Annotated in this window: 9 protein-coding genes; 2 read left to right on the plus strand and 7 right to left on the minus strand. The window is 44.6% G+C overall.

The window, feature by feature from the left end:
• Positions 1–437: 437 nt before the first annotated feature.
• Positions 438–3,032, plus strand: a complete 2,595-nt coding sequence (locus tag NM125_RS06105; RefSeq protein ID WP_255133828.1) for a M14 family metallopeptidase — start codon at positions 438–440, stop codon at positions 3,030–3,032.
• 81 nt (positions 3,033–3,113) lie between these two features.
• On the opposite strand, the gene NM125_RS06110 is transcribed toward NM125_RS06105, so the two are convergent.
• From NM125_RS06110 to NM125_RS06135, 6 genes are all read right to left on the minus strand, one after another.
• The gene (locus NM125_RS06110) at positions 3,114–3,620 is read right to left on the minus strand and encodes a YdeI/OmpD-associated family protein (protein ID WP_255133829.1); all 507 of its coding nucleotides are present in this window, start codon (positions 3,618–3,620) and stop codon (positions 3,114–3,116) included.
• Between the two features lie 29 nt (positions 3,621–3,649).
• Entirely contained in the window at positions 3,650–4,309 is a 660-nt protein-coding gene (locus NM125_RS06115; protein WP_255133831.1) for a transposase, read from the minus strand.
• Between the two features lie 81 nt (positions 4,310–4,390).
• Entirely contained in the window at positions 4,391–4,861 is a 471-nt protein-coding gene (locus NM125_RS06120; RefSeq protein WP_255133833.1) for a YybH family protein, read from the minus strand.
• Between the two features lie 213 nt (positions 4,862–5,074).
• Positions 5,075–6,274: an amidohydrolase family protein gene (locus NM125_RS06125; protein ID WP_255133835.1), complete on the minus strand. Its 1,200-nt coding sequence runs from the start codon at positions 6,272–6,274 to the stop codon at positions 5,075–5,077.
• Entirely contained in the window at positions 6,271–7,581 is a 1,311-nt protein-coding gene (locus NM125_RS06130) for an amidohydrolase family protein (RefSeq protein WP_255133837.1), read from the minus strand. The genes NM125_RS06125 and NM125_RS06130 overlap by 4 nt, the downstream gene beginning before the upstream one ends.
• Before the next feature lie 356 nt (positions 7,582–7,937).
• Positions 7,938–9,299, minus strand: coding sequence for an amidohydrolase family protein (locus tag NM125_RS06135; protein WP_255133839.1), 1,362 nt, complete (start codon positions 9,297–9,299; stop codon positions 7,938–7,940).
• A gap of 147 nt (positions 9,300–9,446) precedes the next feature.
• On the opposite strand from NM125_RS06135, the gene NM125_RS06140 reads away from it, so the two are divergent.
• On the plus strand, positions 9,447–11,855 hold the full coding sequence (locus tag NM125_RS06140; protein ID WP_255133841.1) for an ABC transporter permease: 2,409 nt from the start codon (positions 9,447–9,449) through the stop codon (positions 11,853–11,855).
• On the opposite strand, the gene NM125_RS06145 is transcribed toward NM125_RS06140, so the two are convergent.
• Positions 11,837–12,607: a DUF6962 family protein gene (locus tag NM125_RS06145; protein ID WP_255133843.1), complete on the minus strand. Its 771-nt coding sequence runs from the start codon at positions 12,605–12,607 to the stop codon at positions 11,837–11,839. The genes NM125_RS06140 and NM125_RS06145 overlap by 19 nt on opposite strands.
• Positions 12,608–12,655: the final 48 nt, after the last annotated feature.

Here is a 12,655-nt window from a genome sequence, read left to right on the forward strand (position 1 = left end):
ATGATAATGAAAAAATAGTTTGTGCGTGAACTGAGAAAGCCTACAATCACAAATCGATCATTCGGTCGCTTGGTTCATCGCTATTCTTTTTGATAGACGAATTGCACGTTCATCATTCGGCTCTGCCTAAATAAGAAAGACTTGAGAAATAAAGCGAGAGCCGGGTGATGAAATAGATACGGAGCAGGCACCTTTAGGTCGAGCCTATCCATCACCCCGTTTATCTTCTCTCCGGCGGTAAAGCCTTTTCCCCACGAAATGGAATGATGGATTACCCTCTGTCTAAGTAAAAATTTGTGCTTTAGCGCTTTCGTGGCAAAACCTTATCGGCTCAGCGAACCGATTAAGGCCCCGGAACTTTTAAAAACTTTTTTCATTTTGAACTGGTACCATTCAACGCGTTATTGAAGTATCAACCAGTATAAATCAAACTAACTATGAAAGCTCTCTTTACTGCTCTTTTCTCTTTGCTATTCGGGATGATGACCCACGCCCAGGTTCTGAACCCTGAACCCGTCACCCTTGATTATTACCTGCCGGACGGCGTTTCCTATAATTCTGAAATTCCCACCCCTAAAGAAGTTCTGGGAGCTGAGCTGGGTGAGTGGCACGTGCGCCACGATCAGCTGGTGAAGTACATGTATGCGGTTGCCGAAGCCTCCAATCGAGTTACCATCACCGAGTATGCCCGGACTTACGAAAACCGGCCGCTATTGATGCTTACCATCACCTCACCCCAAAACCAGCGCAATATCGACCAAATTAAAGAAGAGCACTTAAAGCTGACCGATGCCTCTGTTTCTGAGGACCTGAATATTTCTGAAATGCCGGTTGTGGTAACCATGAGCTACAGCGTACACGGAAACGAGCCCAGTGGATCCAATGCTTCTCTGGCTGTTGTATATCATCTGGCCGCTGCTCAGGGTTCTGAGATTAATGAGATGCTTAATAACACTGTGATTCTGATTGACCCGAGCATCAACCCGGATGGATTAAGCCGATTTGCTCACTGGGCGAATATCCACAAGAGTAAAAATGTATTGGTAACCGACCCGCAAAGCCGGGAATTTGACGAAAACTGGCCGGGCGGACGTACCAATCACTACTGGTTTGACCTGAATCGTGACTGGCTGCTGATGCAGCATCCCGAGAGTAAAGGACGGGTTGCCAAATTCCACGAATGGGTTCCACAAATTCTGACCGACCACCACGAGATGGGAACCAATGCTACCTACTTTTTCCAGCCGGGAATTCCTTCGCGTACGCATCCTATCACCCCGCAGCGAAATCAGGACCTGACCGGAGCTATCGCTGAATATCACGCTGATGCACTGGATGAAATCCAGTCACTCTATTATTCCAAGGAAAGCTTCGATGACTTTTATTACGGAAAAGGATCTACCTATCCCGATGTAAATGGCTCCATTGGAATTTTATTTGAACAAGCCAGTTCGCGTGGACATGCACAGGAAAGCATTCACGGAATTCTTGAGTTTCCGTTTACCATCCGCAATCAGTTTACAACGTCTCTTTCCACACTGGAAGCGGCGCAAAGCCTGAGAGAAGAACTGCTGGCCAACACCCGCGAGTTTTATCAGGAAGCTGCTGAAGAAGCGGATGATGCATCCATAAAAGCATACGTGTTTGGAGAAGAAGCCGACCAGGGCCGAACAAAGCACCTTGCGGAGATGCTGAAGCGAAACCAGGTTGAGGTGTACGAACTGGCAAGAGACTATAATGATTTCAAAGCCGGAAAAGCATACATCGTACCCACCAACCAAAAGCAGTATAAGCTGATTACTGCGCTTTTTGAGCGACGAACCGAATTCACCGACAGCCTTTTTTATGATGTTTCTGCCTGGACCATGCCCTATGCATTCAACCTGCCGTTTACGGAGCTGAACCGGGGCTACAACAAGAATATGCTGGGCGACGCCTTTTCTCTGGACGACTTAAACCTGACCGGAACGTTGAATGGTGGCAAAGCTAATTATGCCTATGCTTTTGAGTGGGATGAATATTATGCACCACGGGCACTGTACCGACTGCTGGCTAACGGAGTGAGAGCCAAGGTGGCCTCCCGTACCTTCAAATCCATAACCGAAAACGAAGCTAAAGACTTTGATTACGGCACCATTTTAGTTCCTATGGGCGTTCAGGATGACCCTGAAAAAGTACATGAGCTTATTCAGACCATTACCGAGGAAGATGGCATAACCGTGTACAACCTCGCCTCAGGTTTAACTCCGGCCGGCATGGACCTTGGAAGTAATAATTTCGAAAACCTTCAGGACCCTAAAGTGGCCGTTATTGGCGGATCGGGAACCAGCTCGTATGAAGTTGGTGAAGTATGGCACCTATTCGACCAGCGGTACCATATGCCGGTTACCATTCTTGAATATGAAGAGCTTGATGGAGCCGATCTCGATCGATACAATGTGATTGTTTCCAGCGGCTACGGAATGAACGACCGCGCCGCAGAGAACCTGAAAGAATGGGTGCGTGAAGGCGGAACGTTAATCGCTTACAGAAATGCACTTGATTGGGCAGAATCTCAGGGCTTCGCCAACATCGAATTTATTGATGATGAAGACGAGGAAGATGAAGAAGGTGAGGAAGAAGAAGTTGAAGTACGGCCGTATGTAAAACAAGGTCCGGATTCAGGATCTGAGTATATCGGTGGCTCTATCTTTAACGCCAAACTCGATCTGACCCATCCTCTTGGTTACGGATATAATGATGACGAAATCACCGTGTTCCGAAGTACCACCACTTTTATGAAGAAAGGAGAAAATCCGTATTCCACTCCGCTTTATTACACGGACAACCCGTTAGCCAGCGGTTACAGTAACGATGAGAATCTTGAAAATGCCAAAGGCTCTGCAGCTATTGTTGTGAGTCGGTTAGGCGGAGGGCGAGTGATTGCCATGGCTGACAACCCCAACTTCCGTGCTTTTTGGTATGGCACAAATAAGTTGTTTGCCAATGCCGTTTTCTTCGGTCATACCATCAGCGGCAGTACGGCTAATTAATGTTTAACACCGAACAAGGAACAAACAACACCGAACTTTTAACATAAATACTTCAAAGTTCGGTGTTCCTTGTTCGATGTTCTATTCCCTGGGCGGAAGACCCAATAATTTTCGCATATCAAAGTCATCTTCGGGTAGAGCTTTCAGGTTGTTGATCAACATGATGGCACGGTCTATTTTCTTTTGGCTGCTTTTTACCTGAGATACATAGTGAATGATATAACGCTGTTTGCTGGGAGCCAGCATCTCAAATCGTCGCTCTCCTTCCCTGTCCTGTTCCAGCAGTGCCTCTAACTCTTCCGGCATTTCCATCCCATATTTGCTGTGATCAAGCTCTATGGTTACTTCAACTTCTTCTCCCTTATTCACCCCAAACTTTTTCATCCGCTTTTTATTAACGGTGATGTAAGCATCTCCACCACCCAGAGCCACCATTCCACCATGAAAGGCTTTTTCTCCGTTAATGGAAACCATCAGCCGTGTTCCAATACCTCCGGCTTTATCCACGATTTCAGAAGGCACTGTAATATGCGTAAGCTTCAGCTTTGGCAGGTAATCGATGTGAGATTTGAAGGTGATGGGGTTCATTGAGTCGCTCTTTTTTTAACATCCGGTCTTCAGAATAGTTCTCTGAATTCCTTTTTGCAATATGAATGATGCCAGCTTTTCCAATTATCAACCAGCCCTGCATTTACAGGATTCTGTAGAGTGTAGTAAATTATCCGCTGTAACTCATCTGAATCCCGGATAACATGGTCATAACTCTCTGCTTGCCAAAAAGCAGACCCGGTTCTTTTTAGTACCTTATTTGCCTCTAAAGCAGTAAACCATTTCAGTGATTTCAAGATATTTGTTAATGGATAATCTTTCTTCCCGGAGGGTTTTAAGTGATTTGAGTCAGGTAACTTACAAATCAAGTGCACGTGATTTGGCATAATGCAGTAAGCATATAAGTCATATTTCTCCTGATCTCTGTGGTGAATTGCTTCTTTCACAATTTCTGTCACCTCATCATTTAAAAGCCAGGTTGGGCCTATCTCATTACAGTCCAGTAGTTGGTCGTATTTTTTAAAGATAGTTTTGTGAACTCGTTCCCGTAACGCGGACAGCCTGTCCGCACTACGGGAACTATCTTCCACCTTATTTATTAACAATCTCTGCTCTTGCTTGAGCCTTGAAACGGCTTGCTTTGGCAAAGAACCCGCTAAACGAAATGTGATAAAATATTCCGCACCCTCTGGCTGCCAGTGTGGAAGGTTTCTTCGATAAAATGCCATTTGCACCCTCAATGTTTACTGACAATATCCCAAATATTTCAGGGAGATTCCGCCTCACGTGCGGAATGACTTCTTTATTTCTTATTTGCGGTAATTCACCGATTTAAACTTCCCCTCTTTGTCAATAATATTCGTTTCGGCGCCGGGGATAATATCCGTGTTGTGCGCCGATACACATTTCCAGTATCTATCTACTTTCTGAACCACAAAACTAAAAATAGTATAGCGCAGCGAAGGAGTTTCCACATCTCCCTTTTGGGTTTGATTTTTGAGATGCATACGGGCGTAAACTACGGCTATATCATCAGACAGGTATTTCACGGTTGTTTTCCGAAGCACCAATTCCGAGTCTCCGAATATCTTATCAAATCCATAAGCGTGTGCTTCCCGGATATCATCCCGGTTATGCCACCAGAGTCCGACAACATTTACGAATTCCGCATCCTCGGCAAATAATGAAGCCAGCATATCCGCATCCCGCTGCATCCAGGCTTCTGTAAAAAGAACTGGTATTTGCTCCGGGGTTGAGGCTTTTTTGTAAGTCTTTGACATGTGATTAAGCTGAGGTTCTTATCTGTTCTCAAACCTAAAATCTTTTTCAGATTCTGAATCCGGCCAGCCTCAGCCGGCAGGTTCAGAATAACAACTATATAAACGCTAAGCCATTCGCTACGACGCAGAGCGATCGTAGCGAGGCCGTTTTGTTATCCTCCAATCTCTGGTAATGACGCTCTGCGTCGTTACCAACTGTCGATTTCAGCAGTTTTACTTCACTTTTACGCCATCAATAATCACACCGGTTACATTGGTGATGTATTCCAGCGGATCACCATCAAACATCACAACATCGGCATCTTTGCCAGCTTCGAGTGAGCCCACCCGATTATCAATGCCCAATAGTTCGGCTGCATCAATCGTCAGCACTTTGAGAGCATTTTCCATACCCAAACCGTTTGCTGCTGCAACACCGGCTTCGAACAGAACCACCCGGGTTTTGGGGACATAGCCTTCATACCCACTTTGAAAAGCAATCGGGATTCCGGCTTCATACAATTTAGCCGCTGTTTCAAAAGTAGCGTTTTTGCTGTCGCCGTAAGTGCGGATCATTGTTGGGTGAACGATTACTGGATGTCCGGCCTCTTTCAATTCGTCGATGATCAAATAAGCTTCGGCTGCACCGTCCAGCACCATTGGGAATCCAAATTCTTCCTGTAACCGAACTGCCGTCATGATGTCATTGGCTTTATGAACCGTAACCAAAGCAGTAAGTTTGCCTTCCAGCAAATCAGCCAGCGCTTCCAAACCTAAGTCCATGGAATAATCTTCATCGCCATTTCTCTTTTCGAGGTAATCCTTTGCTTTGATGAATTCCTGCCGAAGCATGGCAATCCCCTTAGAACGGGTTCCCGGCTTACTGATTTCACGACTCATATTATTTCCGAGAGTGAACGCAAGCATTTTGGCCGGAACTATCGTCGATTCCTCCACGGTCTCACCCACTGTCTTTACGATCATCGTCTGTCCGCTGATTAATGCGCCGGGTCCGTGTCCGGTATGAACCGTCGTAATTCCAAGCTCCCGTAAATGGCCTACCAAAGCTTCCCGTGCATTATAAGCGTCAATAGCTCTGAGCTCGGGTTGAATGGCACTGGAGGTTTCCAGCTGATCCTGGTCGTGATCCTGATTCAGGTGTCCGGCTAAACCGACTACGGAGTGAGCATCAATCAGGCCCGGAGTCACCACTTTGGCTTCATGCACTTCGTAACTGGATGGAATATTTACGCTGGAAGCAGAACCCACGCGCTCAATCTTTCCATCTTTGATCAATACCACACCATTGGGAATCGGATCTCCGGCCATGGTATATACCGTTTCACCTTTAACGGCTATTTGTGCCTCAGCCGTGTTAAAACTGAATACCAAAAGCAGTGCCGGTATCAATAATAGTTTTCTGAATAATCTCATTTTGAACCTCCCATTTCATGATGCGTGTGAACTTCGCCGCGGAAAATTTCATATCCGCCGGTCGCATATTTTCGGTCTTCTTCATCGGATCGATCCCAGACTTTGGAACCTTCAATCCAGGTTTGTTCTACATGTGTGTACACGCTGAACGGGTCTCCGGAGAGGATGATGAAGTCGGCATCTTTGCCCTTTTCAAGTGTTCCGGTTCTATCGTCAATGTCCATCATAATGGCGTTGGCAATCGTTACAGATTCAAGCGCAGCTTTCCGACTCATGCCTTCGCGTACCGCCAGTGCGGCTGATCGCAGAAACAGACGGGAATCAGTAATACCATCATCGGTATGAAGTCCCACTAATACACCAGCATCTTCCAGGTATTTCCCGTTAGCATTCTTGATTTCAGCCGCTTCCAGTTTTCCGCCAAAAGAATCCAGCGTAATAATGGATGCAGGAACTCCGGCTTCGGCAATTTCATCGGCTACTTTCCAGGCTTCACTCACATGCTGAAGCACCAGATCATATCCAAACTCTTCAGATAAACGGATAGCCGTTAGAATATCATCGTGCCGGTGGGTATGGTTGTGTACCGTACGCTTTCCTTCAAGCACCTGCACCAGGGTTTCCATCCCAATATCGCGGGGAGGCATCTTGCTTTCATCACCATCGGCGGCCTCTATTTTAGCCTGGTATTCCTGTGCCTTCACAAACAAAGCTCTTACCATAGCCGCAGACTTGGCGCGTGTTCCCGGAAATCCACTTCCTCCCAATGGGTTGGTTCCATTGGCCATTTTCAGTCCGCCATAAATGGTTTTATCCTCATCCAGGTAAATCAGCATATCCTCGATGGTGTTCGCTTCGCGGAGTTTCAGATACACGGTTTGGCCACTCATCAGGTGACCTGAACCCGGCATGATGTTTACCGAGGTGATTCCACCGGCTCGTGCTTTGCGGAACGTATCACTGCGCGGATCAATAGCATCCATAATGCGGACATCCGGATGCAGGGCTGACGACCGGTCGCCTCCATCACCTTCACCGATATGGGAATGGGTGTCAACAAGTCCGGGCATAATTACCTTACCCGTCATATCATGGACATCAGCTCCGCGGGGAATCCGGGTGTTTGGACCACCAACGCCCGTTATTTTTCCATCTTCAACAACAAGAACTCCGTTATTAATTGGCTCGCCGGAGATAGGTATGATTTGAGCTCCCTTAAATGCCTGTGGCGTAGATTGAGAATATCCATTCACACCAAACAAAAGAGCACAAACCAAAGCGAGCAAAAGGCTTTGGATAGGCTTCATAGTAGAAAAGTAGTTAGTTAAAATTGAAGAGCTCAATTTATAAAAAAAGAGCTGGGAGTAAAGCGGGTGTTCGTAAAAAGAAATGAATATTCGGTATTTAACTTTTCCAGAGTTAAACCGGATGCAGGCTTCAGGGCGAGGGTAACCTAAGGAATGTTGTAACCGACCAGTCGAAACTTAACTTTTCCATAGTTAAAGCAGAAATGAGGTAAACCATGTACCCTTAATAACTCTGGAAGAGTTCAGAGAAAGAAAAGGAATTGGAAATAAATATTCGGTATTTAACCTTTCCAGAGTTAAACCGGATGCAGGCTTCAGCTAACAGGCTTTAATAACTCTGGAAAGGTTATTTCTAATTAATTCGCATAATACTCTTCGATCTCAGCCAGCTTTTTATCGATCATCTCCCTGGAATACCATTTGCCCTGAACCATCACACCGGAGTGATTTTTAATAGCCGATAAATCCTGCAGTGGATTTTCATTGAGTAAGATCAAGTCTGCTCTTTGACCTTCAGCTACGACTCCAAAATCATCCCATTCAGCGAAATACTCCCCCACATTTTTGGTTCCGGTTTCTATGATTTCATAGTTGGTCATATTGGCTTCTTGCATGAGCGGAAGTTCGCGATGGATAGAAAAGCCCGGCACGCTGAATAACTGCGGTGCGTCTGTACCCATCAGGATTTTTACGTCCGCTTCGTTCATTTCCTCCAGCAGCTTTCTGCGCAGTTCAGCTTGTGCCTCCGGGTTTCCGGTTGAATAGCTGCTTCCCGGATTCTCCGCAAAATTGAAGTAGTTCTGCTTCACGGCATCAGGGATATATTTCAGCTCATCATACTGCTTCATCGCATCGTAATCTGCTGCCCCGATGATGGTTTCCCAAAGCGCCTGTGTCGGCACCATCCAAACGCCGGCTTCTTTCGTCATCTGAATAATCTCTGCCATTCGCTGATCCCGCTCCTGCTCCTCAAAAGCATTCAGGTAGGCTACGTATCCGTCAATATGATCCATGGTAAGCTGCCCCATTTCTATGGCATGAACAATACCCACCTCTTGCGGCACATGTCCTCCAAAATGAATCCCGATTTCATTCGCAGTTTCAGCCATCGCATCATATTCCGGGCGGGTTAATCCGGGGTGAACTTTCAACAAATCCCACCCTTCTTCTTTTTGCTGCTTTACTCTTTCTCTGGCTTGAGCCGGAGATGAAACAGTATTGCCGTTAAAACTAGGTCCGGCCAGATATAAATTCGGGCCTATCAGCTCGCCGTTATTCACTTTGTCTTTGAGCTTAAGCTGATTGGGATAACCCAGCATTCCGCGAACGGTTGTTATACCGGCCGACACATACAGGAAGAGCGTATGTTCTACATATTCATCATTAAAATAAGATGGAGCCGTTGGACCCGGATCGGTTGGCGGAACATGACCGTGCATTTCAGCCAAACCGGGCATCAGGTATTTCCCTTCAGAATCAATCACATGAGCATCCTCGGGAATTTTCACTTCATCGGCAGGACCAACCCTTACAATTCGGTCTTCTTCGGTAATAACGGTGTAGTTTTCCCACACTCCTTCAGATTCCATTGAAATAACATGAACATTGGTAAAAGCATAAGGAGCGTGATGCGATTGCGGGCTAATGGACTGACCGGCATCAAAATAAACGGCAAAAACGAATAAAGGCAGGCACAGGAGAGGCAGTATTTTTTTCATAATCAGTTTATGAATTACAGGATGCCTTAATTAAATAGAATGTATGGATATAAACCAACTGATTTTATCTTTATTTAGATACTAAAACGTATTAGACATTATTTGCTTATAATAGTCTTAAGGGTGCATTAGCTAAACCATAAAACCATGGTTTTTAAACCACTTTTTTTAAAACTGGCTATACGTAATATTCGAAAATTTTGGGGTATTACCGTTATCAATGTTTTGGGGTTAATTATTGGCCTGACTTGTACAACATTGATTTTTATTTTTGTGTATGATGAGTATTCTTTTGACCGCTTCCACGAAAACAAAAACAAAATCTATCGCCTGGGTTGGAATATTAAAACTCCTTCCGAAACAACGTATCTGGCACCCACTCCGGGACCACTCGGACCTGCACTAATTAATGACTTTCCACAGATTGAAAAAATGGTCCGGTTCACTCCGGCCAGACTTAACATAACCTTTAGAAACAATAGCTTTGGCAATTTAAAGTCATTCAGCACCGATCCCGATGTTTTTGAAATCTTCAGTTTTGACCTAATAATGGGGAGTCAGAGTCAGGTGCTAAGCAATCCTTCAAGTATTGTTTTATCAGAAGAGGTAGCCCAAAGAATTTTTGGGAATGAGAACCCCATTGGGAAACGGCTTGAGTTAGCTGATTTAACAAATGAACTAACGGTTACAGGAGTTTTCAAAAATCTGCCGCGCAATTCTCACATTCAGTTTGATGCACTTACTTCGATGGATGTTCATTATGAATTAAGCGGCTGGGATGACGGCACTGATTGGTACACCAGCATATATTATACCTATCTCCAGTTAGCCGATCCAAGCTTTGCCGATGAACTCGAGCAACAACTCCCTTTCTTAATCAATCGATATATAGATAATGAAGTATCGGTAACTGGTATAGAATACTCCGGCTCCCTCGTTCCTTTATCTCAGTTGTATTTGAATTCAGACCGCAGATATGAAGTCGGCCCTACTTCTGATAAACGGCTGCTTTTCTTTTTTTCTGTGGCTGGCTTATTTGTCTTATTAATAGCTTGTTTAAATTATATTACTCTGTCAACAGCCCGCTCTATAAAACGATATAAGGAAATAGGTATTCACAAAACCCTGGGAGCGGATAAGTCGCAGCTATTCGGACAATTTATTGGTGAGTCAGTGGGCATTATTTTTTTATCACTGTTAGCTGTTTATGTCTTAACTGTGCTACTGCTGCCTTTAACAAACAGCTTTTCAGGTAAAACAATAGCCCCCTCCTTTTTGTGGTCAGCCGAATTCTTACTCGCCTTTATTTCCGGGGGTCTGTTAATCGGAATACTTTCAGGTCTGTACCCTGCTTTTGTTCTTTCTAACTTTCAACCCGCCAATATACTTAAAGCGTCTCAACCTAAAGGAATAAGCGGAAGCCTGGTCAGGAAAATACTTACGGGTTTTCAGCTCTTTATTTCCTTGTTTCTGATAATAAGTTCCCTTGTCATTTACCAGCAAACAAATTTCTTGTTATATGGTGAAACCGGCTTCACTAAAAGTGATATGATGGTTGTTGCCATTTCTGAAGATGTATTGGGCTCTCAGGTTGAAAGCTTTGAACAAGAACTTCTCAATCATCCGGATGTTGTAAAGGCCACCGTTTCTGACCGCTATCCCGGTGAGCAAACCAACCGCACACAAGCCACAATCAGGCTTGATAATGGAGAAGAGTTAATCTCTAACATGGGTACATATTTTGTTGGATATAATTTCTTTGATACCTACGGAATAGAACTTATTGCAGGAACGCCTTTTTCCCCGGACCTACGTTCGGATTCATTATTTAACATTATAATAAATAGAAGCAGCCTGCGCCTTCTACAGATTGAGTCCGACCGTCCTGATTTAGCCTTAGAAAGAATAATAACTGTTTTTGGTACTGATGGATTCGTGCAGGGAGTAACAGAAGATTTTCATTTTCGCCCTTTCACCGAACAGATTGAACCCATCGCTTTAATACTGCTGCCAGAGGCTTTCAGCTTTATATCTTTGAAATTAAACGCCCAATTTAATGCGGAGACTATAGATGGACTGGAAAAAATCTGGAATAAGTTTGCCCCGGGTCACGACTTTAATTATTTCTTTTTAGAGGACAAACTTAGCCAAAACTACACTTCTCAGTCTAAGCTCAGACAAGTAATTTTTGCTTTCTCTTTTTTAGCCATACTTATTTCTTGTTTGGGATTACTGGGACTTACCAGTTTTACCGCAAAGCAGAAATCAAGCGAAATTGCAGTACGAAAGGTGTTGGGAGCCCGTTATTTTGAAATTATCCAATTGATTTGGAAAGAATTACTCCTTCTCATTTTGTTGGCTTCTGTTTTCGCTATTCCCGTTTCCTGGATCTTTTTAACAGAGTGGTTAGGTAATTTTGCATACAAAGTGGAACCTGGAGTGGCCCCATATGTATTCGGTGTATTGGTGATTTTAATACTGTCTGTATTAGTAACCAGCTATCATTCCCTTAAAGCAGCAATGGTTAACCCAACAGATTATTTAAGGTCGGAATGACCTTTCACTTTTTGGCTCCCTTTAAAACCATCTTTTAACGCGTCCCAAAAAGTGCCTTTATCTTCCTTGATGTCTTCCGGTTTGAGGATCTCCAACTTCAATGCACCGCGGTAGAAAAAATACATGCTGATCGCCATCACGGTATGGGCTACATCCAAATGATTGAACCATTTATGAATACCGATTTCGCTGGTATAAAAGAAAGCGGCCAGCGTGGCAAAAATAACAGTGAGGAAGAATATGCGGCTGCCTTCATTGCGGGTACGCCAGTACACCAGAAAATGAAGTGGGAGCACCACCAGTCCCAAACCATAAGCCGAATGCACCTGTATGAAAAAGAAGTTTAAGGTGGTAAAAGTGATCACCGCAAATGTGAGCAACTCCACTAAGTTTGCAACCTCCAGAAACTTGCCGAATTTATCATTAATCACGGGCTGAGCATGCATAATGGAGGCCCGCTCAATGGCCATCACCGCCAGCATACTGATCAGCCAGCCCGGAAGCTTCCACGACAATCCCACCGCATATTGAAAAGCATGTCCCAGAATTCCTCCAAGAAACGTAGCAATGGCCATAATCAGGAAGTACCAACGAATGTACTGATGAACTTTTCCTTTTTTATCCAGCTTCGCCAGTTTGTAGAATGCATACACACAAACGGAAGTAATCCAAAGATCGGTGAAGGTAACCATCGGCTCCATGATGGTGATATCAAATACTTCAATCGATGGCTGTCCTGAGTCTGACTGCATGTCTCCCTGTTTTGAATTCGGTTAATCAATCCACTAAAAATAACAGAA

The sequence above is a fragment of the Gracilimonas sediminicola genome (assembly GCF_024320785.1).
GTDB classification, from domain to species: Bacteria; Bacteroidota; Rhodothermia; order Balneolales; family Balneolaceae; genus Gracilimonas; species Gracilimonas sediminicola.